Source organism: Sphingomonas rhamnosi (genome assembly GCF_036663615.1).
GTDB lineage: Bacteria > Pseudomonadota > Alphaproteobacteria > Sphingomonadales > Sphingomonadaceae > Sphingomonas.
Genome location: NZ_JAXOJJ010000008.1, coordinates 1 through 21,873 on the forward strand (window position 1 = coordinate 1; position 21,873 = coordinate 21,873).

The 21,873-nt window shown below is 67.8% G+C and carries 18 protein-coding genes and 1 riboswitch; of the genes, 4 read left to right on the top strand and 14 right to left on the bottom strand.

Translation table 11 applies throughout. The annotated features are described in order from the left end of the window. Positions 1-157: 157 nt before the first annotated feature. From U1701_RS15485 to cobU, 5 genes are all read right to left on the bottom strand, one after another. The gene (locus U1701_RS15485; protein ID WP_332783483.1) at positions 158-1,903 is read right to left on the bottom strand and encodes an aspartyl protease family protein; all 1,746 of its coding nucleotides are present in this window, start codon (positions 1,901-1,903) and stop codon (positions 158-160) included. Positions 1,904-2,030: 127 nt separating this feature from the next. Continuing rightward, positions 2,031-3,014, bottom strand: coding sequence for a 2OG-Fe(II) oxygenase (locus U1701_RS15490; RefSeq protein ID WP_332783484.1), 984 nt, complete (start codon positions 3,012-3,014; stop codon positions 2,031-2,033). A 66-nt stretch (positions 3,015-3,080) separates the two neighbouring features. Continuing rightward, positions 3,081-6,548: a TonB-dependent receptor domain-containing protein gene (locus U1701_RS15495; protein WP_332783485.1), complete on the bottom strand. Its 3,468-nt coding sequence runs from the start codon at positions 6,546-6,548 to the stop codon at positions 3,081-3,083. 78 nt (positions 6,549-6,626) lie between these two features. Continuing rightward, positions 6,627-7,517, bottom strand: a complete 891-nt coding sequence (locus U1701_RS15500; RefSeq protein WP_332783486.1) for an EamA family transporter — start codon at positions 7,515-7,517, stop codon at positions 6,627-6,629. A 61-nt stretch (positions 7,518-7,578) separates the two neighbouring features. Further along, positions 7,579-8,100, bottom strand: a complete 522-nt coding sequence (gene cobU / locus U1701_RS15505) for a bifunctional adenosylcobinamide kinase/adenosylcobinamide-phosphate guanylyltransferase (RefSeq protein WP_332783487.1) — start codon at positions 8,098-8,100, stop codon at positions 7,579-7,581. Positions 8,101-8,146: 46 nt separating this feature from the next. Here cobU and U1701_RS15510 point away from each other — a divergent pair, with 46 nt between their 5' ends. Genes U1701_RS15510 through U1701_RS15520 form a run of 3 tightly spaced genes read left to right on the top strand, consistent with a single transcriptional unit; the run spans position 8,147 to position 11,509 of the window. Further along, positions 8,147-9,139 (top strand): aminotransferase class I/II-fold pyridoxal phosphate-dependent enzyme, encoded by a 993-nt coding sequence (locus U1701_RS15510; protein ID WP_332783488.1) that lies wholly within the window; start codon positions 8,147-8,149, stop codon positions 9,137-9,139. Then, positions 9,132-10,061: an adenosylcobinamide-phosphate synthase CbiB gene (gene cbiB, locus U1701_RS15515; RefSeq protein WP_332783489.1), complete on the top strand. Its 930-nt coding sequence runs from the start codon at positions 9,132-9,134 to the stop codon at positions 10,059-10,061. Before U1701_RS15510 ends, cbiB begins: the two co-directional genes overlap by 8 nt. Beyond that, positions 10,049-11,509: a cobyric acid synthase gene (locus U1701_RS15520; RefSeq protein ID WP_332783490.1), complete on the top strand. Its 1,461-nt coding sequence runs from the start codon at positions 10,049-10,051 to the stop codon at positions 11,507-11,509. The genes cbiB and U1701_RS15520 overlap by 13 nt, the downstream gene beginning before the upstream one ends. Here U1701_RS15520 and U1701_RS15525 read toward each other — a convergent pair. From U1701_RS15525 to U1701_RS15555, 7 genes are all read right to left on the bottom strand, one after another. Beyond that, complete coding sequence (locus tag U1701_RS15525) at positions 11,486-12,148, bottom strand: adenosylcobinamide-GDP ribazoletransferase (RefSeq protein ID WP_332783623.1); 663 nt, start codon at positions 12,146-12,148, stop codon at positions 11,486-11,488. The genes U1701_RS15520 and U1701_RS15525 overlap by 24 nt on opposite strands. Before the next feature lie 41 nt (positions 12,149-12,189). Next, complete coding sequence (locus tag U1701_RS15530; protein ID WP_332783624.1) at positions 12,190-12,729, bottom strand: histidine phosphatase family protein; 540 nt, start codon at positions 12,727-12,729, stop codon at positions 12,190-12,192. A gap of 23 nt (positions 12,730-12,752) precedes the next feature. Continuing rightward, positions 12,753-13,766, bottom strand: a complete 1,014-nt coding sequence (gene cobT, locus U1701_RS15535) for a nicotinate-nucleotide--dimethylbenzimidazole phosphoribosyltransferase (protein ID WP_332783491.1) — start codon at positions 13,764-13,766, stop codon at positions 12,753-12,755. Beyond that, complete coding sequence (locus tag U1701_RS15540; protein ID WP_332783625.1) at positions 13,763-14,170, bottom strand: DUF1636 domain-containing protein; 408 nt, start codon at positions 14,168-14,170, stop codon at positions 13,763-13,765. The genes cobT and U1701_RS15540 overlap by 4 nt, the downstream gene beginning before the upstream one ends. Next, a complete protein-coding gene (locus U1701_RS15545) occupies positions 14,170-14,688 on the bottom strand; it encodes a hypothetical protein (RefSeq protein WP_332783492.1) in 519 nt (172 codons plus the stop codon). Before U1701_RS15545 ends, U1701_RS15540 begins: the two co-directional genes overlap by 1 nt. 14 nt (positions 14,689-14,702) lie before the next feature. Further along, positions 14,703-16,679 (bottom strand): TonB-dependent receptor plug domain-containing protein, encoded by a 1,977-nt coding sequence (locus U1701_RS15550; RefSeq protein ID WP_332783493.1) that lies wholly within the window; start codon positions 16,677-16,679, stop codon positions 14,703-14,705. Between the two features lie 119 nt (positions 16,680-16,798). Beyond that, positions 16,799-16,984, bottom strand: a riboswitch (cobalamin riboswitch). Between the two features lie 36 nt (positions 16,985-17,020). Then, complete coding sequence (locus U1701_RS15555; RefSeq protein WP_332783494.1) at positions 17,021-18,340, bottom strand: cobyrinic acid a,c-diamide synthase CobB; 1,320 nt, start codon at positions 18,338-18,340, stop codon at positions 17,021-17,023. A 154-nt stretch (positions 18,341-18,494) separates the two neighbouring features. Between U1701_RS15555 and U1701_RS15560 the strand changes: the two genes are divergently transcribed. Next, entirely contained in the window at positions 18,495-20,621 is a 2,127-nt protein-coding gene (locus U1701_RS15560; protein ID WP_332783495.1) for a TonB-dependent receptor, read from the top strand. 325 nt (positions 20,622-20,946) lie between these two features. On the opposite strand, the gene U1701_RS15565 is transcribed toward U1701_RS15560, so the two are convergent. Together U1701_RS15565 and rpsU are read right to left on the bottom strand one after the other, a co-directional pair. Further along, on the bottom strand, positions 20,947-21,540 hold the full coding sequence (locus U1701_RS15565) for an FKBP-type peptidyl-prolyl cis-trans isomerase (RefSeq protein WP_332783496.1): 594 nt from the start codon (positions 21,538-21,540) through the stop codon (positions 20,947-20,949). A 97-nt stretch (positions 21,541-21,637) separates the two neighbouring features. Next, a complete protein-coding gene (gene rpsU / locus U1701_RS15570; protein WP_147082635.1) occupies positions 21,638-21,844 on the bottom strand; it encodes a 30S ribosomal protein S21 in 207 nt (68 codons plus the stop codon). Between the last annotated feature and the right edge of the window lie 29 nt (positions 21,845-21,873).

The window sequence follows — 21,873 nt, forward strand, 5'->3', positions numbered from 1 at the left end:
CATCAGATTGTTTGCGACTGCAGAAGCGAACCATCCGGTCAACCGCTGCGGTGACACCCCTCTAAGACCACCTCCCCGACCCGTCAAACACTTTTTGACACACACATGACAGTTTTTGACGGAACTGCGCTGCTGACGGCCGGTGGCGCCCTGAGGGCTATTCGATACCGATCCGTTTCGCGCGGTCAGCGACCCGTTTGTTGATCGCCAGCGCCGCGGTCTGGTTTGCAGTGGCCTCGGCCGCCCTTCCCGCCCGCTTGGCGGCGATGCCGCGCGCGTAGAGCGACCAGGCGTTGCGCGGGTTGAGCTTCAACGCGGCGTCGTAATCGGCAAGCGCCGCATCCAGCTCGCTGCGGCGCAGGTGGACCAACGCACGGCTGTCGAGATAGGCGGCGCTCCCCGGGGACGCCTTCACCGCCGCGTTGCAATCCGACAACGCCCTGTCGAGTTCGCGTCCGAGCTGCCCCCGTGCCCAGCAACGACCGTTGAGCGCGGTCGGACGCTTGGCATCCTCGGGATGGTCGCGCAGCCAGAGATCATAATTCGCGAGCGCGGCCTCCGGCATCTCGAGCCGGTCGTACAAGCCGCCGAGCGTCATCCGCGCGTTCGACGACGGCGCGAGCACGGCGTTCGCGGCCTCGACATCGGCCTTGGCACCGTCGACGTCGCCGCCACCGATCCGCAACTGGGCACGCGCGATGTGCGAGTCGCTGTCGGTGGGTACGAGCGCGATCGCGCGGTCGAGATCCGCCAACGCAGGCAGGATCTGGCGGTTGGCGAGCCGCGCCATCGCGCGCTGGTGGAAATAACGACCCTGGTTCGGCGCCATCGCGATCGCCCGGTCGAAGTCGGCGACCGCCTCGTTCAGACGCCGATTCGACGCGAACACCGCGCCGCGCCGGCTGAAGCCTTCCGCGTCGGTCGGTTCGCCGCTCTTGTCGGTCAGGTCGATCGCGACGCCTTCGGTGGTCCTTGCGCCCTTCGGCGTGATCCCGAACAGCGGGCCGCCCTCATAGGTCATGTACAGCATCCGCGTCGCATTGGAAACGAAGATGCGGTGGGTCAGGAAGAAGTCGGCGCCGATCAGCATATCGCTGGTGCCGATCTTCACGTCCGCGATGGTGATCTTCGGTTTTGGGATCGCCTCGCCACCGATCTGGAGGCTCTCGAATGGTGCGTACCAGGTCCGGACGCGCTTCGTGCCGATCCCGGTGCCCGTTCCCGCCGGCACCACCCCGGGGGTTTCCGGCATCACACCGAGCCGCTTGGCCGCCTCGAGAGTCAGCAGCGACGACGGTGCGCCGGTATCGAACACCGCGCGGATGCTCTTGCCGTTGAGCAGCACCGTGGCGATCGTATGCGGCTTGAAGCGATCGGAGTCGGGGCGTTCGAGCTTGATCGCGGTCACGGGCTTGCCCGCGGCCCAATAGGCAAGCCCGGTCTTCGCACAATCCGTGGTGCGCATCAGCCGGACCATGCCGTGCGGCAGATCATATTCGACATCGGCGACGCCGAGGATGTTCTGGCCGAGCAACCCTGCAGACCCGGTGTCGCTGCCGCCGACGATGAACGAAACTTTCGGGATCGACACGCCGCCGAGCGAGAAATTCTGCGCGACCGTCGAGCCGGCCGAGGTGTCGCCGTTGATCCCCTGGAGCCGAAATTGCGCCGGTAGCGATTCGACCTTCAGTCCGAACTCAGCGGCGCTGGCGCGCGCGATCGTGCTGAAGAAGGCCCCGCTGTCGACGATGAACCGCGCGTCGCGCCCCCCGAACTGCGCGGTCACCATCGGTCGGCGTCCCGCCATCACCACGGGGAGATCGAGAATCTTGGTGACTTGGCATGCGGCGAATGCCGGTGACGGCGCCGACAACGCGGCCGCTAGGAAGGGCAGCGTCTTCACGCCGATTATCGTTGGTCGCCGCATTTGAATCGCCCTGAATCCGTCGCTGATGTAGCAGACCGTGCGATCATTCCCGGTCGCTCGGCATATGGCGATTGATCCAGTTGTGCCTGGTCGGAAACGGCGTTCAGGCGGCGTTCTCGGGTCCGGTCCACACGTCGAACGCCCGCGCGCGAATCCAGCGGGTGGCGAGCCATTTGGTGCCGTGGGTCACCGGTTCGCCGGCATGTTGCGTGGTCGGATCGACGGCGCCGGCCGCAGTGACGTTGTCGAAGATGATCGCACTGCCGGTGCGCGGCGTCACCCGGAGGGCGTTGCCGACGAAATAGGTCGCCCCGCCTCCGAAACCGTCGTTCAGATAGACGAGCACGGTGCGAATCCGCTGGTTGGTGGTCGCCGGAAGCGCATCAACGTGCGCCCGGAACTGCTGTCCGACACGGTAGCGCAGCACCGATAGCGCCTCACCCTGCCGCCAATCGGTATCCGTCACATGCGCGATCCGGCGATTGAGCGCCTGCACGACCAAGGTTTCGCGCGTCGGGCCGATCACCGCGCCATCCGAGGTACGCACGGGGTTCGCGACGTTGCGGCCGGTTTTGGGGTCGGCGACTACGGCGGGCTGGAGCATGTCGACAGCGCATTCCGCGACGTGCCGGCATTCATCGGGGGTGAAGAGCTGGGGTACATGCCAGACGTCCGGCCGCGTACCGATCCTTTCCGCAACGGGAGGATCGATCGGTGTGCCGTCGTCAGTCAGTGCCATGGCGCTCAGCAGATCGCGCTGCGTGCCGGCGACATCGCTACGCTCCGCCGCCCGTTCAAGCAGCGCGCGCGCGCGCGGCCAGTCCGCGGGAGCACCGCTGCCGTTGCCGGTCAACGCGATCTCGATGAGTGCGGCGTCCAGATCACCAAGCTCGGTCGCGCGACGCAGCAGGGCGCGCGCGCCGGGCAGATCACGCGCGATCGGCTGACCGGCCAGCTTCCAGATCGCATGGCGGAACAGTGCGGCGGAATCGCCCGCGGCCCCTGCCCGCTCGATGAGTGCCACCGCGTCGCGTGCGCGGCCTAGGCCCAGCAGATGGTCGGCGTCCGCGACGGCGTCTTCGGTCATGCGTTACTCAAGAAAAAGGGGCCGGCGGAAACCGCCGACCCCGATGATAGCTTGCATGCGGATCGTTTAGAACCGCGCGCGGAAGCCAGAGTAAAAGTTGCGGCCGCGGATGTCGTAGATCGCGCTGCCCGCACCCGTCGCCGTGCTGCCTAGCGGCGGCTTGCGGTTCAGCACGTTGTCGACACCCAGGTAGAACTGGAAGTCCTTCCCGAAACCGCCGAGGTCGCGCAGGTTCCAGGTTGCACGCAGGTCATGGTAGAACACGCGCTCGTACTTCTGCACGTCCGCATAGTCGGCGTTGTTCGGCGGACAGATCGTGCCGTTGCATGCCGATGGCAACACGTTGAAGTCCTCGTACGTGTTCACATACATCGGACCGATGTAGCGCATGCGATAGCCGAACGACACGTCGCCAACGGACAGATCGCTGTCGAAGCGAACCTCGTCGATGGGATCGCCGAGTTCGCCGAGCAACCGGTTCTCGAACGACGGGATAGACGGATTCTCGAAGTTGCTGGACTTCAGACCGTGGACGTAGATCACGCTGGTGTCGAAGCGGACGTTGCTGGAAATCTCAGTGCGATAGTTCAAATTGACGTCGATTCCGCGACGCGTCCGGGCGGCGAAATTAACCGGTGCAGAAACCAGTGAATTGCCTAGGATCTGGCCGGCGGACTCACCGAGAGGACCGTTACCGGGTCCGCGGAAACGGGTGAACACTGCGCACAGCGGGTTGTCGAGCGATGGCTGGTCATAACAGCCATTGGCGATCGCTTGCGCCGTCAGCGAAACGATAACGCCCTTCACCTTGATGTCGTAATAGTCGACGCTGACCGAGAAACCCGGGACGAACGACGGGGTGAACACGCCGCCTACCGTCAACGAGTTCGAGGTCTCTGCATCGAGGTTCGGATTGCTGCCGCTGATGATGTTCAGCGAGTAGGCCGTGTTCGGCAAGCCGGCGAGCAGCGTTGCTCCCAGATCGGCCAAGCAGTTCGCCTGACGATTGGGGTTGTTCGCGATCTGCCCCGATGCGCAGGGATCTAGGAAGCCGGGTGCGAAGTTCGCCACCGCGGGAAAGCCGGTTTCCGACACGTTTGGTGCGCGGACCGACTTACCGTAATTCGCGCGGAAGCGGATATCGCGGATCGGTGCCCATTCCCCACCATAGTTGAACGTGTAGATTCTGCCGACGGCCCCCTTATAGTCCGACACGCGACCAGCGCCGCTCAGCGTCAGTTCGTGGAAGAACGGCATGTCCTTCAGCAACGGAATGTTGACTTCGCCAAAGGCTTCTTTGACCACGAACGAGGGTGGGTCGAACCGGCCGATGATCACCGCGTTGGTGGCGCCGCTCTCGACGAACGGATCGTTGATGTAGCTCGCGCGCTCGCGACGATATTCACCGCCGAGCGAGAAGCCGATCGGCCCGCCGGGCAACGAGAACAACTGACTCAGGTCGCCGGCGACGAAGCCCTGGATGTCGAGCTGCGACAGGCTTGCCTGATGGCGCGCGTTGTAGGTGAAGTAATTGGCCGCGGCGCGGTTATCCGAGCCGCCGAACGGATTGTACGGAACGCAGGCGGCGATGTCGCTCGCGAGGCGAGCGTTGCTGCCGGCATAAGGAACCGCCGCTGTCGGATCGAACTGCGCTCGGCACTGGATCGCGCCGGTGGTTGGGTTACGGCCCGCATCGAGCGACAGCAGGAACTTCTGACGATCGAGATAGCCGAACGTCGTCGTGTTTTCCTTAAATTTGCCATAGTTGACCGAGACTTCGTAGTTCCAGTCGTCGTTGAAACCGCCGCGGACGCCGCCGACGATGCGGTAGGTGTCACGCCGGAACTTTTCGTCGCGGATGCCCGCATCGGCGAGCGTGCGCGCGTCGACAAACCGGTAAGTGCCGGCGGCGATCGCGGCGCGGTCCGCGTCATTGAGCGGTCCGCCTGTTCCCTGCGTGCCGGCACCAAAGTTTGCCGTGCGGTTAAAGCTCGACGCCACGCCCGTCACGTTGCACGCTGCGTTGAGACTGGTGTTGCAGCCCGATGCCAGGATCGCATTCGCGATCGTCGTGCGGTCGGCAGGGTTCAGGAACGGGTTGTCCAGGCGCACACGCTCACGCAGATCGAGCTGGCCGAACGTACCCTGTATGAACGAAGGACCAGCGTTCGAGCCCAAGGTGTCGACGCGGTTCCACTTGGCTTCAATGAACGGCTCGAACGCCTTGCTGACGGTGAAGTGCCCTAACAGGTTGAAGTTCAGGCGCTGCTGATAGGGGATGACTGACAGCAACTGATCCTCGCGGCCCGTCTGCCCGTTGCCCCCCGTGATGCCGCCGATGATACCCTGGCCATAGCGCGTCCCCGTCTGCGGCGTCAGGCGCCCCTCCGGCGTAAAGACGTAGGTGCAGTTGTAAGGTGTACCCACCGAGGATCCCGAACCGATGCCGGGAGCACCGTTGGTCGATCCGATGCCGGTGCCGCAGAGCGGCGCGTTGCCGGATTGAGTAATCGGCACCAGACCGTAGCGGTTGATGCTCGCGCTCCGGATGTCGCGGATCAATACGCGGTCTGGAAAGCCGTCGCTGCCGTTAGCCAGACCGGCGGTGTCGACGTCGACGACACCCAGACCATCCTGACGGCGCAGCGCAGGGATGTCCGACGCGAACACGCGCTCGGTGTGCGAGTATTCGCCGTGCAGCGTGATGTTGGCGCGATCGTCGAGGAAGCTCTTGCCGATCATCGCGGAAACATACTGGTTCCCGCCGAAGCCCGCGCCGGCAACGCCAGCCTGGCCGCGGATCTGAGCGCCATTAAAGTCCCGACGCAGGACAAAGTTGACCACGCCAGCGACCGCGTCCGAGCCGTAGACCGACGATTGCGCCCCGGTGACGATGTCGATGCGTTCGATCAGGTCGCTGGGGATGCTGTTGACGTCGGGCGACACCGCGTTGTTCAGGATGTCGGCGGGTACATGGCGGCGGCCGTTGACCAGCACCAGCGTGCGCGACGTGCCAAGCCCGCGCAGATCGAGCAGATTGAGGCCGGCAATACCGATGCCGAGCCCTGGGTTTTGCTGCGAGAAGGTGCTGCGCAGCTGCGGCAGATCGTTCAGCGTCTCGCCAACGTTGTTGTTGCCGCGCTGGAAGATCACGTCACCCGCTATCGAGGTGATCGGGACGGCGGACTCGAGGTTCGGACGACGGATGCGCGAACCGGTAATGACGATCGTGCCGCCCTCCTCTTCCTGCCCGTCAGCGCTAGCCGGCTTAGCGTTCGGTGCGGCAGAGTCGGGAAGCTGCGCGGCCGGATCGGCCTGGGCGAAGGCGGGTGCTGCGGCGAAAAGCGAACTGGCGAGCGCGGTCGCGCCCAAAAGGCGTGAAAAATTCATGTGAAACCCCCGTTTCGGTAAGCTGTGCTGATGAGCATCACGTGCTCCGGCGCCCGCCAGGACGCAACGGAATATTGCTGCACGGTTACAACCGCGCAATCTTTGGCCAGCTATTGTATCCTTGCTGCAACAATAGGTCAGCAATGAACCCATTTAAACTGCGGGCATTACGTCTGTGTGCGTCCTGTCGTGAGATTTATTGCTGCAGTGCGGTAGAGATTGTCAGACCGGCATCACGTCCGTCAGCGGTGCACGCGGCCGCGCCAGCGTGGCGCCGATCGACGCGGCGACGACGCCCGCCATGCCCAACCATTGCAGTCCGCCGAGGCGCTCGCCCAGGATCACGAACGCCGCCGCCGCGCCGATCGCGGGTTCCAGGCTGACGACGATGCCGAAGACCTGCTTCGGCAACCGCTTGATCGCGAACATTTCGAGGGAATAGGGCAAGGCGCTGGAGAACACTGCGACGACGCAGCCCGCGAGCAGCACGCGCGTGTCGAGTAGCGCCGCACCCGCCTGGACGATGCCTGCCGGCACCGCGATCAGCGCTGCGGCGCACAATCCCAGGCAGACGATCTGCCGTTCGGGCACCAACACGGTGGCGTGCTTGCCGACGACGATATACGCCGCCCATCCGAACGCGGCGAGCAGCGCGAATCCGACGCCGATGGGGTCGATTGGGTGACCCGAGGCGCCGGGCAGCATCAGCGCGACGATTCCGCCTGCCGCGAGCGCGACCCACAGCATGTCGAGCCGTGAGCGGGAATAGGCGACCGCCACGCCCAACGGCCCGAGGAACTCGATCGCGATCGCGACTCCCAGCGGCAACCGGCTGAGCGCGGCGTAGAAGCTGAGGTTCATGAAGGCCAGGACGACGCCGTAGCCGATTACCGCGCGCGCCTGGCGCGCGTCGATCCGCCAGCGCCACGGCCGCTGGAGCGCGATCAGCAGAAGCGCGGAGATGCCGATGCGAAGCGCGGTCATCCCCGCCGGGCCGGCGACCCCGAACAGCGTCTTGGCAAAGGAGGTGCCGACGCACAGCGAGATCATCGACAGGACCAGCGGCGCGATCGGGCCGAGACGGGACGCCACGCCGTTGGTGTGTTCGGTCATCGCCGGCGCTCCCGGTACGCTTGGTTCAGGGTCGCGCCTGGGATGGGGGTGGTCCAGCGCATCATTTCAGCCTCAGCGGTAAGCCGGCCGCGACCAGATAGACACGGTCGGCTGCGGCGGCGACACGCTGGTTGAGGATCCCCGCCGCGTCGCGGAAGCGGCGGGCCAGCGCGTTGTCGGGGATGATGCCGTAGCCGACCTCGTTCGACACCAGCACGATCGTCCCTCGCGCCGCCGCAATCGTCGAGACGAGCGCGTCGACGGCCGCGTCGATATCGTGGTCGCCGAGCAAAAGGTTCGACGCCCATAGGGTCAGGCAGTCGACCAGAATCACCACCCCCTCGCCATCCGCGGTACGGATCGCTTCGGCAAGCGCGAGCGGCGCCTCGACCGTCCGCCATCGCGCATCGCGATCGGACCGATGTCGTGCGATCCGCTCGCGCATTTCGTCGTCAAAGGCTTGCGCGGTCGCGATGAAGACCAACCGGTCGCCGCGTGCCTCGGCGACCGCCTGCGCGTGGCGGCTCTTGCCCGATCGGGCGCCCCCCAGCACCAGCCAGCTCCGATCCTCCGGTCCGTCCATGCGCGTTTGCCCTTGTCGTGTCGCGATCGATTGGCGATGGCGGCGAATGATCGACAAGTCGAGGTCCCCCGAACCGCTCACGGCCCATGGCGGACGGATCGATCTGGCGACGGCGCGGTTCCCGGACGCGCCGCGGCCGTGGGTCGATCTGTCGACCGGGATCAATCCCCATGGCTGGGACGCAAACGGGGTTCCGATCGCCTGGGGCCCCCTGCCCGATCGCACCGCGCTCGCCGAACTCGAAGCCGCGGCGCGCAGCGCGTTCGGCATGGCGACCGGCGCGATCGCGGCACTGCCCGGCACCGAAATCGGGTTGCGCCTGTTGCGCGACATCGGCCTGCCGCAGCCCCGCCGCTATGTCACGCCGAGCTATCCAACGCATGCTGCCGCGCTGGCTGATTCCGGCCCGATCGCGATCGACGCCATCGGCCCCGGTGGCACCACGTTGCTCGCCAACCCCAACAACCCCGACGGCGGGGTCATCCCTCCCGGTCACCTGATCCAGATAGCGCGGACGGCAGGCGGCGGATGGCTGGTGGTCGACGAGGCGTTTGCGGACGTCGATCCCGGGCTGTCGATCCTGCCCCGCCTTGCCGACGACGATCGCGTGCTGGTGTTCCGATCGTTCGGCAAGATTTTCGGGCTCGCCGGGCTTCGGCTCGGATTCGTCTGCGGACCGCCGGCGATGATCGCGCAGTTCCGCGAGCGGTTGGGCGACTGGCCGGTGTCGGCCGCGGCGATCGCGATCGGCACGGCGGCCTACCGCGACACGGACTGGATCGCCGCCATGCGCCTTCGTCTCGTGGCGGCGGCAGACCGGCTCGATACGTTGCTTCGCGCGCACGGCTTCGATCCTCAAGGGGCCTGCCCCCTGTTCCGGCTGGTGTGCGACGACTCGTCGCCCCGCCTGTTCGAACGGCTCGGCGCGGCCGGGATTCTGACGCGTCCGTTCGACTATGATCCGCGATGGCTCCGCTTCGGGCTTCCGGGCGCCGAGGCGGACTGGGTGCGGCTGGCGGAGGCGCTCGATCATGGCTGACCCGATCGCGATCCTCGCGCTTGCAGTCGATGCGACGCTGGGCTGGCCGCCGAAACTCTATGCGCGCGTCGGGCATCCGGTAGGCGGGTTCGCGCGGATCATCGGATGGTGCGAACGCTGGAACGCAGGGTCCGACCGACGGCGCCGGATCCTGGGGATCGTCACGCTGGTGCTCGTCGCCGGGATAGCCTTCGGGGTCGCGTGGCTGGCGCAGGCCGGGATGGTCGCGCTGCTGGGACGTTGGGCGTGGATCGGCATCGGCCTGCTCGCGGCGCCGGGTCTCGCGCAGCGCAGCCTCGACGCGCATGTCCGCCCGGTCGCCGATGCGCTGCTGGTCGGGGACATGGCGGGCGCGCGCCGTGCGGTCAGCCAGATCGTCGGGCGCGACACCGCACGGCTCGACGAAGCCGGGATCGCACGCGCCGGGATCGAAAGCCTGGCCGAAAGCTTTTGCGACGGCATCGCCGCGCCGCTGTTCTGGCTGATGCTGCTCGGGCTGCCGGGACTTTGGGCGTACAAGGCGATCAACACCGCCGACAGCCTGATCGGCCACCTCGAACCGCGCTGGCGTGCGTTCGGCTGGGCGTCCGCGCGGGCCGACGACGTCGCCAACTGGATTCCGGCGCGGCTCGCGGGCCTGATCGTCTGCCTCGCCGGCGCGAAGGGGCTCCGGATCATGTGGCGCGATGCACGCAAGCATGCGTCGCCCAACGCCGGCTGGACCGAGGCGGCGATGGCGGGGGCGCTCGACCTACGGCTGGCCGGACCGGTCGCCTATGACGGCATGACGCATATCAAGCCGTGGCTGGGCGATGGCCGCACCGCCGCCACCGGGCATGACGTGATGCGTGCGCTCGCGGTGTTCCGCCGGGCGTGCCTGATCTTGTGGATCATTGCCGGGGGGATCGCATGGGTGCTGTGATGCTGCAGGGCACCGGGTCGGACGTCGGCAAGTCGGTGCTTGTCGCGGGGCTGTGCCGTGCTTTTGCCAATCGCGGGCTCCGCGTGCGGCCGTTCAAGTCGCAGAACATGTCGAACAACGCCGCGGTGACCGCGGACGGGGGCGAGATCGGTCGCGCGCAAGCGACGCAGGCGTTCGCTGCGCGGGTCGATCCGCATGTCGACATGAACCCGGTGCTCCTGAAACCGCAGGGCGACCGCACCTCGCAATTGATCGTGCGCGGGCGGGTGCGCGGGACGCTGGCGGCGTCGCGCTGGCGCGAAGGGCGCGAGGGACTGCTGGTCGACATCCTCGACAGCTATCGGCGGCTGCGGCGGGAATCCGACATTGTCGTCGTCGAAGGCGCGGGAAGCCCGGCCGAAATCAACCTGCGCAGCGGCGACATCGCCAATATGGGCTTCGCGCGCGCCGCGGGGGTGCCGGTGATCCTGGTCGGCGACATCGACCGCGGCGGCGTGATCGCGTCGCTGGTCGGCACGCGTGCGGTGATCGACCCCGCCGACGCGGCGATGATCCACGGATTCCTGGTCAACAAGTTCCGCGGCGATCCGGCGCTGTTCGACGACGGGTATCGCGCGATCGAGGAGCGCACCGGGTGGCGGGGCTATGGGGTCGTGCCGTGGCTGGCCGAAGCGGCGCGCCTGCCGAGCGAGGATGCGGTGATCCTCGAACGCCGGGGCGAGGCTGGCGGCGGACGCACCGTCATCGCCTGCCCGATCACGCCGCGGATTTCGAACTTCGACGATCTCGATCCATTGAAGCTCGAACCCGGAGTCGATCTGGTCATGGTGCCGCCCGGGACGCCGATCCCCGATGCGGCGCTGATCGTGCTGGCGGGGTCGAAGGCGACAATCACCGACATGGCGTTCGTGCGTGCGCAGGGCTGGGATATCGACATCCGCGCGCATCACCGCCGCGGGCGGCCGGTGCTGGGATTATGCGGCGGGTATCAGATGCTCGGCCGGACGATCGCCGATCCCGGCGGGATCGAGGGGCCGGCGGAGTCGGTCGAGGGACTCGGGCTGCTCGACGTCGAGACCGTGCTGAGCGCGGACAAGACGCTGGTGCACGTCACGGGCTGCGCGATCGGCGCACGCTTCGATGGATACGAGATGCACATGGGGCGCACCACCGGCGCCGACACCGCGCGGCCGGTCGGCCGGTTCGACGATGGGCGCACCGACGGCGCGACGAGTGCCGACGGGCTGGTGGCCGGCAGCTATGTCCACGGGTTGCTCGCCGATGCGGCGCAGCGCGGTGCGTGGCTGGCGCGGATCGGCGTCGAGGGATCGGGACCGGATCATCGCGCGTCGATCGACGCGGCGCTCGATTCGATCGCCGAGACGCTCGAACGCCATGTCGATATCGACGCGCTGCTCGCGCTGTCAGAGACGGCCCGCGACGAGTAACGCCAGCAGCAGCCCGGTTTCGACGAGCTCGATTCCGGCGCCGTGGCAATCGCCCGACACGCCGCCGAGCCGGGCCCTGAGCCACCACCACCAGCCGGCGATCAGCAGCGGCGCGACGACCAACGCAGGCGCCAGCACCGCGGCCCCTGCCAACGCGAGCGCCCACCCGGCCACGTCGCGCGTACGAACCGCCCCTGCGACGGCCGATCCGAGTCCCTCGCGCAGAGGCGGCAGCCACCGTGCCCAGACCAACGGACCAATCCGCGCGGCGAGCGGGACCAGCGCGACCGGCCACCATGTCACTACGACATGCAGCACCACGAGTTTTGCCAGCAGTTGCACAACGATCGCGACGACGCCGAAGCTGCCGACGTGCGGGTCGGCCATCACCGCCAGCAGCCGCGTCCGGTCGCCATGCGCCGCACCGCAGCCGTCGGCGAGATCGGATAGGCCGTCGAGATGCAGCGCCCCGGTCACCGCAATCCACGCGACGAGTGCGGCCAGCGCACCGACCCACGGATCGACTTGCGCCCCTGCCCACCCCGCCAGCGCGACCAACGCGCCGATCGCCAGCCCGACGACCGGATAGCAGCGGATCGCTGCGGCGAAATCGTCCATGTCGGCGGCGACGCGCGGCATCGGCAGGCGGGTCAGAAACCCGAACGCGACGACCAGCCGCTTTACCACAGCCCGGCGATCTGCGCCGACGGGGTCGGTCCTGGCCACAGCTTGAGCGCCAGTACAGAGGCGTAGGGCAGCTCGAACGCCCATAGCTCCCGCTGCCCGAACCCGCATAGCCCGGCCAGCGCCGCGCGCATCGCGCCGCCGTGCGTGACCACCAAGGTCGGCTGCGTCACGTCGGCGACGGCGGCGGCGACGCGCGTGGTCAGCGCCGACCAGCGCTCGCCCGCCGGCGGTGGGTTCGCGTCGGGATCGTCCCAGAACCGGCCGAGCGGCTCGGGTGCGATGTCGGCTCCGGCCAATCCATCCCAAATCCCGAAATCGAGTTCGCGCCAGCGCCCATCGACGTGCACTTCCAGCCCCAAACGATCCGCAATAGGCGACGCACAGGCGCGCGCGCGCGACAGGTCGGACGCGACGATGGCGTTAACCTCCAGGCCCTCCGCCTGCGCGATACACGCGGCGATCCCCGCCTCGGTCGCGGGACTGTCGGTCCGGCCGAGCATCCGCCCGGTCAGCGCGGGTTCGCCGTGCCGCATCAGATAGAGCGGAACGGCGGCGCTCACGCGGCCGACACGCCGGCTTCGGCGAAGGTCGCCATTTCGGCGTGGGTCGCGACCGCCGCCCGGACGATTCCCGCGGCCAGTGCCGCGCCACTCCCCTCGCCCAGCCGCATGTCGAGGCAGAGCAACGGTTCGAGCCCGAGCTGGTCGAGCAACCGCCGATGACCGGGCTCGGCGGACCGATGCCCGGCGAGGCAGTGCAGCACGATATCGGGCGCTTGCGCAGCCAGCGGCGCCACCGCGGAGCAGCAAATGAACCCGTCCAGGATCACCGGCACGCCCGCGATCCGCGCCGCGACAGCCGCGCCGGCGATCGCCGCGATCTCGCGCCCGCCCAGCCGACGCAGCGTCTCGAACGCGGTGCGCGGCGCGTCGGCGTGGCATGCCAGACCCGCGTCCACCGTCGCGACTTTCCGCATCAGCCCGTGATGATCGACGCCCGTCCCCGGCCCGACCCACGCGGCGCCGTCCCCGCCGAAGCTGCGCGCGCACAATGCCGCCGCAGCGGTCGAATTGCCGATACCCATCTCGCCGAGCACCAGCAGGTCTAGGCGATCGTCGACCACCGCAGCCCCGGCCTGCAGCGCGGCGAGGCACTCGGCTTCGGACATCGCCGGGCCTTGCGTAAAGTCGGCGGTTGGCGTGTCGAGCGCGATCGGGACGATGACGAGTTCCAGCCCCGCCACGAGTGCGAGCGCGTTGATCGCCGCGCCCCCAGCTTCGAAGTTCGCAACCATCTGTGCGGTCACCGACGCGGGAAACGCGCTGACCCCGCGTGCCACCACCCCGTGATTGCCCGCAAAGATTGCCGCCCGCGCATGATCGAGCTGGGGGATCGCGCGACGCTGCCACCCCGCGAGGAACAGCGCGATCTCCTCGACGCGGCCGAGCGACCCACGTGGCTTGGTCAACCGATCCTGCCGCGCCGCGGCGGCCGCGCGCGCGTCGCTGTCGGCGGCAGGCAAGCGCGCGAGCGCGGCGTCGAAGGCGGCGACCGTGTCGAACATCGTCATGCGACGACATAGCCTTCGGGGGGCGTGCGAGTGATGAAATGCCCCTTCACCCCCGCCGGCCATTGCTTGAAGGGAACCTGCCCCATCTCGCTCTCTGCATAGAGCCGCGCATAATCGAGGATCGCGCGCGCCGCGTCTTCGTCCGGCGTGAAGCGGCCGAGCACATACCCCACCTTGCCCGCCGCGCGCAGGTGAACGGTGCAGAAGTCCTGGCAGGCGAACAGGCACGGCATCTCCTGCACCGCGACGCCGGCATAGGCGGGGTCGGCCGCCTGTACCGCGCGCAACGCCGCAACCAGGCGCGCGCCGCCGCGTGCTCCGGCCGTATCCTCACGCGCATCGTCGGACAAGCGGCAGGTGTTGCAGGCGACTACCGCGGGCCCGTCGGCGGCGGGAACCAGCATCACGCGAGCGCGCTCCGGCGTGCAGGGGCGGGTATGCCCGCCCCGCGCAGCGCATGATACAGCGCGAGCAGCCCGATCAGGATCGCGCCGTTGCGCACGAATTGCCGGGTCATGATCTCCACCGACAGCGCGGTGCCGACCCCGCCCAACGCCAGCGACGCCACCAGGATCGCGAGCTTGAAGCCTGCGAACGCTGCGACATAGGCAAGGACCAGCCGGACCGCTGGCGTCCCCCTAGCCGCTGCACCGGCGGCCAGTACGCCGGCGATCGCGGCGAGCCCGATCGCCGCGCCCCAGGCTAGAGTGCTCGCGTCACGCGGATAGCCGAGCACACAGAACCCGACTGCCTGGCTGGCGACCCACGAAGCGATCATCAGCATCACGCCGTCGCGCCGGTGCATGTGCACCGCTGCCAGTGCCGCCAGCGCGGGAAACGGCGTCGCGCAGGCGAAGACGAGGGTCGTCGCCGTGCTCGCGATCGTCAGCAATAGAATCCATGTGGTCGATGCACGCGTCATGATCTTGCCCCCCATTAGAACCGCCCCCGCAGGCCGGCGTAGATGCTCCGGCCCAGCGTGCCGTACCGATACGTCGTCTGATACTGCTCATCGAAGAGGTTTTCCGCACGCGCGAACAGCCGAACCTCGGACGACAGCGGCAGCTCCGCCCGCAGGTCGACCAGCGTGTACGCGTCCAGCCGGGTGGTGTTCGCGGCGTTGTCGAACGTCCTTCCCGACCAGCGCACCGCCGCGCCGAGCGACGCGCCCCCGGGCAGCGTGTAGGTCGCCGATGCATTCGCGCTATGGCGCGGACGGCGCGGCAGCCAGTTGCCATAGGTCGCGCCGGCCGAGCGATCCTCCGATACCGTCCAGCTGTAATTGGCGTCGGCGCTGACGCGACTGCCGATTGCCACGCGCCCGACCGCCTCGATACCGCGCGCGAACGCCCGCGCGATGTTCTGGTAGTAGCCCGATCGCGCGACCGTCGTGCCGGGCTGGAAGCAAAGCGGGTTCGCCGCTTGTGTAGGCCGCGCCGGGCAGCCTGAAAATACGATCTGGTCGCCGGTCCGCCGCTCGAAATAGGTGCCGCCGAACGCGACGGCGCCGTCCAGGAACCGTTGCTCGGCCCCCGCTTCCCAACCATGCGCGCGCTCCGGTGCCAGCGCCTGGTTCCCGTATTCGGAAAAGAGCTGGTACAGCGTGGGCGCCTTGAACCCCTCGCTGTAGTTGGCGCGGAGCACGGTGCCGGTCGGCAGCACCCAGACGCCCCCGCCCGACACCAGCGTCTTCGACCCGAACCGGCTGTGGTCGTCGTTGCGGATTCCGCCGGTCAACGTCAGGCCGTCGACGATCGTCCCGCTGAGCTGGCCATATACCCCCGTGATCTCGGCCTTGCCGCGCGAGGCCGCAGGGATCGGTACCGCCAGCGAGGCGGACGGCGACACGCTGCGGAAGCGCGAGCGTTCGTTCTCGACGCCGAAAGTAGCATCCCAGCCCTTGGCGATCGCAAGGCTGCCCTGATACTCGATCCGCTCGTTGCGACCGGCGGAATCGAACGACTTCTGTCGCGCGCGCGCCGGCCCGTAATTGTCGCGGTCGGTGTCGGTGTAGCCATAGGCCACCCGGTTGCGCAGGCGCGCGTCGAACAGGTCGAGGTTCAGTCCGGCATAGCCGACGAATTCGCGGTTGAGCGTATAGTCGGCGGTGTCTCCGCTGGTCGAATCGAGATCAGCACGACCGTCGGAATAATAGCCGCGGACGTCCGCTGTGAGCCCCTGCGCGATGTCGAGCACCGCGCGGCCCGTGACGGAGCGGTTGGTGTAGCCGTCATGCTCCTTGCCCCCGAACGCCGGCGCGATCGCCGAGACGCCATCGGTGGTGAAGGTCTGCCCGCCGATCCGCCAGGCGAGCGGTCCGGTGCGGCCACCGAGACCGGCGCGGGCGCTGACCGTCTCGCGCGATCCCGCCTCGACGTCGAAGCTGCCTTCCAGATCGCGGGTCGGCAGCGGCGTGACGATGTTGACGACGCCGCCGATCGCCTGGCTGCCCCACAGGATCGATTGCGGCCCACGCAGCACCTCGATCCGGCTCGCATCCCCCACCAGCAGGTTCGCGAAGTTATAGCCGCCGCCCGCCGACGACGGGTCGTTGAGCTTGACCCCGTCGATCACCACGACGGTCTGGTCGGTCTCGGCGCCGCGAATGCGCAAGCTCGTGTTGGTGCCGTACCCGCCGTTGCGCGACAGGCTGACGCCGGGCGTGCGGAGCAGCAGGTCGGCGACGCTCAGATCCTGATTGCGATCGATCGCCACCTTGTCGAGCACGGTGACCGACGCGGCGACCCGATCGAGCGCGGTCGGTGTACGTGTCGCGGTGACGACGATCATGCCGGCGTCGCTGTCGGCGGCGGCGTCGGGTCTGGAGGCTTCCTGGGCAAACGCCGATATTGGCGCCAGCAGGCCGGTGCATAATCCGGCGAGTAACAATGTCTTCACGATCAACCCCTTCATGACTTCGGGACCCGAGCCACGAAGGGGGAAGAGGCGCACACCTCCGACCCCTGCGAAGCGCAGGTCGGCGATGTCGTCACGCGGGTTTTCCCCGTCCGTTCGGCGCACCCTGGCCGGACGAAAGACGACCGCGTCGGGCAGGTCTCCTGGCTAGCGGGTCAATGTCGATCGTGCCGCCTTCTCAGGACCGAAATCCCAATGGCATGTGGCATGGCGACTCGCCGCTTACAGTTGCAGGGGCAGCCGGGGTTTTCCCGTTCCCTTTTCATCCCCATCGCTGGGGAACCTGACGCGATCCCCGTGCTACGGCGGGCCGGCCACCGCGTCAATCCGGGGTCGGATCAGGCGATCAGGTGAAAGAACGACCCCGTTATCTGTCCTTCGCGGTGCCCCGCGACGGGCAGGACCGCGCCCTCGCCGTCGGTGATTTCCGCGAGATTGGCGGGCGCACCGCCGGTGATGGTGGCATAATGGAATTCGTGCCCGCGACGCGTCTCGCCAGCGTCGGAGAACGCGGTCGCTTCGCGCCACGTCACGCGGCGATAGCCGAGCGTCAACCGCCGGTCGGCGAAGCTGGTGTCCACTGGCAGCAGCCCGGCCATGGCGTGGACGACGCCATCGGCATCGCGCAGCGTCTGCCCGAGCACCATATAGCCACCGCATTCGCCGTGTACCGGTCGCGTCCGCGCGAACGCCCGCAGTCCACGCAGGAACCCTGCGTTGCCTGCCAGCGTCCCGGCATGGAGTTCGGGATAGCCGCCGGGAAGCCAGCACGCATCGGCGTCGTCCGCTGGCGCCTCGTCGGCCAGCGGTGAAAACCATGCGATCTCGGCGCCGGCGCGTCGCCAGCCGTCGAGCAGGTGCGGATACAGAAACGCGAAGGCGGCATCGCGCGCGATGGCGATCCGCTGACCCGGCGGGCGGAACCTCGTCCCTGCCAGGCGCACCTCTGCCGCCACTGCTTTTACGCCGCCGCTCGCCGCAATGATCGACTCCAGATCGAGATGCTCGTCGACGCAGTCTGCCATCGCCTCGATACGCGTCTCCAGATCCGCCGTCTCGCCAGCCTGCACCAGGCCCAAATGTCGCGACGGCAGCGTCATCCGCGGATCGGTCGGCAGAAAGCCGAACAACGGCATCCCGATCCGCGCGAACCCGGCCTCGATCATCCGCCGGTGGCGCGGGCTGGCGCACCGGTTGATGACCGCGCCCATGATGGCCGGCGCCCCCGGAAAGCGCGCCAAGCCGTGCGCGACCGCCGCCACGGTCTGTGCTGCTGCCGCCGCGTCGAGCACCAGCAAGACGGGCCAGTCGAGCGAGCGGGCGATGTCCGCGGTCGCACCGGTCGCGGCACCGTGCGGGAGACCGTCGTACAAGCCCATCGCGCCTTCGGCGACGATCAGGTCGACGTCATCGGCGAGGTCGACGACCAGCGCCGCAATCGTTGCGGGCGTCATCGCGAACCCGTCCAGGTTCCGTGACGCGCGTCCGGTCGCGGCGGCATGAAACGCCGGGTCGATGTAATCCGGCCCGGTCTTGGCGCCACCGACGCGGAACCCACGGCGGATCAGCGCACGCTGCAACCCTATCGTCACGACCGTCTTGCCGCCGCCCGATCGCGGTGCCGACACGATCAGCCCGCGGGCCGATGGCTCGCGCATACCCGTTCCCCCCAATATCGCCGCCGCCGCGTGCCACCCGTGCCCAGCGCGCACAACCGGCGCATCCGGCACAAAACGCCGACGTGGAGATTTCATGCTTGATACGTTGTATCATTAAGCGCTAGCAGCGCCGCGACATTCAGGAGTTCGGCGTATGAAGATGATTCTCGGTGCCAGCATGCTTGCGATTCTGGTCGCGACCCCGGGGCTGGCGCAGTCCGTGCCCGCCAATCCCGCCCCCGCCCCGCCGCAGGACATCATCGTCACCGCGCCCGTGTCGCGCAGCGAGGCCGATGTGCTGCAGGGCACGTCGGTGCTGACCGGCGCCGAACTGACCCGCGAACTGCGCCCGACGATCGGCGAGACGCTCGCGCGCCAGCCGGGCGTGTCGGCAACCTCGTTCGGGCCCAACGCCTCGCGGCCGATCCTGCGCGGTTTCCAGGGTGATCGTGTGCGCGTGCTGACCGACGGGATCGGATCGATCGACGTGTCGAACACCAGCGTCGATCACGCGGTGATCATCGACCCGCTGCTCGCCGAGCGGATCGAGGTGCTGCGCGGACCGTCGGCGCTGCTGTTCGGATCGTCCGCGGTCGGCGGCGTCGTCAACGTCATCGACACGCGTATCCCGCGCACCGTGCCCGCCAACGGCTACCGCGTGAACGGCATCGCCAATTACGGGTCCGCGGCGAACGAGCGATCGGGCGGCATGGTAGGCGACGTCGCGGTCGGCGAGCACCTCGTGCTCCATGCCGATGGTTCGTATCTGAAGTCCGACGATCTGCGCACCGGCAAGGGCTATCTGCTCTCCGCCCCGGCGCGCGCCGCCGCGCTCAGCCAGGTCGGGCTCCCGCAGGATACCGACGAACCGATCGACTTCGCCGCCAATGCCGGCCTGCGCAACACGCTGCTCAATTCGGCGAGCGAAACCTGGACCGCGGGCGTCGGCGCCGCGATCATCACCGATACCGGCAATCTCGGCGTGTCCTACAGCCATTACGACAGCCTGTACGGCGTTCCCGTCCGCTACGCGACCGCGGTCGGCCAGGAGCAGGAGGCGCCGCGGCTCGACGTCGTCCAGAACCGCTTCGACATCCGCGGGGAAGTGCAGACCGGCGGCGGTTTCCTCGACCGCATCCGCTTCCGCGCCGGCCAGGCGAGCTATCGCCATTTCGAGCTGGAAGAAGACAATTCGGTCGGCACCGCCTTCTACAACAAGGGGCTCGAAGGACGGCTCGAACTCGTCCAGGCCGATCGCGGCGGTTGGCAGGGCGCATCGGGCGTCCAGTATTTCAACCGGATCTTCAACGTCGTCGGCGATGAGGCCTTCCTGCCCCGGAACGAAACCAACCAGACCGGCCTGTTCACGCTGCAGCAATATGCCAGCGGGCCGATCCGGCTGGAGGGCGGATTGCGCTATGAGCATACCGATCTGGCGGCACGGACCCCGGGCGACGATCTGCGGTTCTTCCGCGGCGATCGGCAGTTCGACGCGGTGTCGGGATCGATCGGCGGGTCGTACGGCGTGACCGACGGCATCCGCCTGGGCCTCAACGTCTCGCGGACCGAGCGTGCGCCGTCGGCCGAGGAACTGTTCGCCAACGGTGCCCATGCGGGCACCCAGGCCTATGAGTTGGGCAGCCCCGATTTTCGGCTCGAAAAGAGCTGGGGTCTGGAGGGGACGTTGCACGCGCATGGCGATGGCTTCAGCCTGGACGCGTCGGCCTATTACACGTGGTTCTCGAACTATATTTCGGAAAACCAAGTCGACGCGTCGGTTTGCGACGCCGCCGCCGCGCCATCGGGCCGCGTCGTCGATCTGCCCTGTTTCCAGTCGCAACAAGCGGACGCGCGCTATTACGGGTTCGAGGCCAACGCCTCGCTCCGCCTCGCGCAGGTCGGCGGATATGTGATCAACGCCGACGCGCTGGGTGACTATGTCCGCGCCAACATCGTCGACGAGGGCCCCGTTCCGCGCATTCCCCCGATGCGGGTACTGGGCGGCATCGAGGCGCAGGGCGACCGCGCCAACGCGCGGCTCGAGGTCGAGCACGTGTTCGACCAGAACCGCGTGACGGCGTTCGAGACCGAGACCAACGGCTACACGATGGTCAACGCGACGATCGGGTTCAGCCCGTTCGGCAAGGACAGCAAGACCAGCCTGTTGCTCAGCGCGAACAATATCTTCGACGTGGTCGCGCGGCGCCACGCCAGCTTCCTGAAGGATTTCGCGCCGCTCGCCGGGCGGGACATCCGCGCGACGTTGCGGTTCGGGTTGTAAGGCACATTCCGGGGTTCCGGGCTTGTCGCGGCCCCCCGGGTTACGCGGCGCGACACCCGTAACCAGAGGTCCTGACGTTCGTCAGGATAACGGCTGCCGTTCCCAATCCGTCATCCCAGCGAAGGCTGGGATCTCGTGAGGCCAGCACGGAACCTCACCTTGAGAGACCCCAGCCTTCGCTGGGGTGACGGATTGGGGGTGGCGGTAACGGTTGACGATTAGGGATGGCGGCACGGGTCACTCGGTCCGCCGGGCAGTCGCGGCCCAAAGAAAAAGGGCGGAGACTTTCGTCCCGCCCTCGATCTTTACCCGTCGCAGCGCCGTATCAGCGGCCGCCGGCTCCCGGCGGCATCGCACCCGGTGCGCCCGCACCGCCCGGTACACCGGCACCGCCGGGCATTCCGGCCGCACCCTGCTGCGCCTGCATCTGCCGCACGACGCTCTCGGGCAGGAAGTCGAGCAGCTTGACGTCGAACACCAGCGCCGAGTTGGCCGGGATTGGGCCCGTGGCCTTGTCGCCGTAACCAAGCGACGGCTTGATCCAGACGCGGTACTTTGAGCCCTTGGGCATCAGCTTCAGCGCTTCGCTGAACCCCGGGACGACGCCAGCGACCGGCATCGGCGTCGGCTGCTGCGACTTGTCGAAGGTGGTGCCGTTGAGCAGCTTGCCCTCATATTCGACCAGCGCGACATCGGCATCGGTCGGCTTGGCGGTACCGGTGCCCTTTTCGAGCACCTTGTACTGCAGACCCGACGGCGTCGTGATCACACCCTTGGCGCGAGCATTGCGCGCGAGCGGATCATCGCCCTGCCGCGCCAGCGCGAACGCCGACACGACCAGCAGCGCGATGCCGATCCACAAATAGATGAGGTAGCTGCGCTTGACGGGCAGCAGCGGAACGGCGGTCACGGTCGACATGGGAAGCCTCGATATCGTGGCGCCGCAAACGCGGCAGTCCGGCCGGTGTCAGACACCGGCAAAAAGGTCGGCGGGCGCATGCGACCCGCCGGTTCCCTTACCGTGCGCCGTCGCGCTCGGCGCGCTTGCGGTCGAGCTTGCGCGAACGGCGAACCGCTGCGGCACGCTCACGTGCGCGCTTTTCCGACGGCTTCTCGTAATGCCGGCGCAGCTTCATTTCGCGATACACGCCCTCGCGCTGCAGCTTCTTCTTGAGTGCGCGAAGGGCCTGGTCGACGTTGTTGTCGCGTACGATGATCTGCATAAACCCGTTTAGCTCCGGTCCAAATAGAG

Bases quoted from the DNA above. Each gene is read 5' to 3' on its own strand.
- U1701_RS15490 (WP_332783484.1), bottom strand. From the start codon at position 3,014: ATGACCGAAGACGCCGTCGCGGACGCCGACCATCTGCTGGGCCTAGGC.
- U1701_RS15500 (WP_332783486.1), bottom strand. From the start codon at position 7,517: ATGACCGAACACACCAACGGCGTGGCGTCCCGTCTCGGCCCGATCGCG.
- cobU (WP_332783487.1), bottom strand. From the start codon at position 8,100: ATGGACGGACCGGAGGATCGGAGCTGGCTGGTGCTGGGGGGCGCCCGA.
- U1701_RS15510 (WP_332783488.1), top strand. From the start codon at position 8,147: ATGATCGACAAGTCGAGGTCCCCCGAACCGCTCACGGCCCATGGCGGA.
- cbiB (WP_332783489.1), top strand. From the start codon at position 9,132: ATGGCTGACCCGATCGCGATCCTCGCGCTTGCAGTCGATGCGACGCTG.
- U1701_RS15520 (WP_332783490.1), top strand. From the start codon at position 10,049: ATGGGTGCTGTGATGCTGCAGGGCACCGGGTCGGACGTCGGCAAGTCG.
- U1701_RS15525 (WP_332783623.1), bottom strand. From the start codon at position 12,148: ATGCCGCGCGTCGCCGCCGACATGGACGATTTCGCCGCAGCGATCCGC.
- U1701_RS15530 (WP_332783624.1), bottom strand. From the start codon at position 12,729: ATGCGGCACGGCGAACCCGCGCTGACCGGGCGGATGCTCGGCCGGACC.
- cobT (WP_332783491.1), bottom strand. From the start codon at position 13,766: ATGACGATGTTCGACACGGTCGCCGCCTTCGACGCCGCGCTCGCGCGC.
- U1701_RS15540 (WP_332783625.1), bottom strand. From the start codon at position 14,170: ATGCTGGTTCCCGCCGCCGACGGGCCCGCGGTAGTCGCCTGCAACACC.
- U1701_RS15545 (WP_332783492.1), bottom strand. From the start codon at position 14,688: ATGACGCGTGCATCGACCACATGGATTCTATTGCTGACGATCGCGAGC.
- U1701_RS15550 (WP_332783493.1), bottom strand. From the start codon at position 16,679: ATGAAGGGGTTGATCGTGAAGACATTGTTACTCGCCGGATTATGCACC.
- U1701_RS15555 (WP_332783494.1), bottom strand. From the start codon at position 18,340: ATGCGCGAGCCATCGGCCCGCGGGCTGATCGTGTCGGCACCGCGATCG.
- U1701_RS15560 (WP_332783495.1), top strand. From the start codon at position 18,495: ATGAAGATGATTCTCGGTGCCAGCATGCTTGCGATTCTGGTCGCGACC.
- U1701_RS15565 (WP_332783496.1), bottom strand. From the start codon at position 21,540: ATGTCGACCGTGACCGCCGTTCCGCTGCTGCCCGTCAAGCGCAGCTAC.
- rpsU (WP_147082635.1), bottom strand. From the start codon at position 21,844: ATGCAGATCATCGTACGCGACAACAACGTCGACCAGGCCCTTCGCGCA.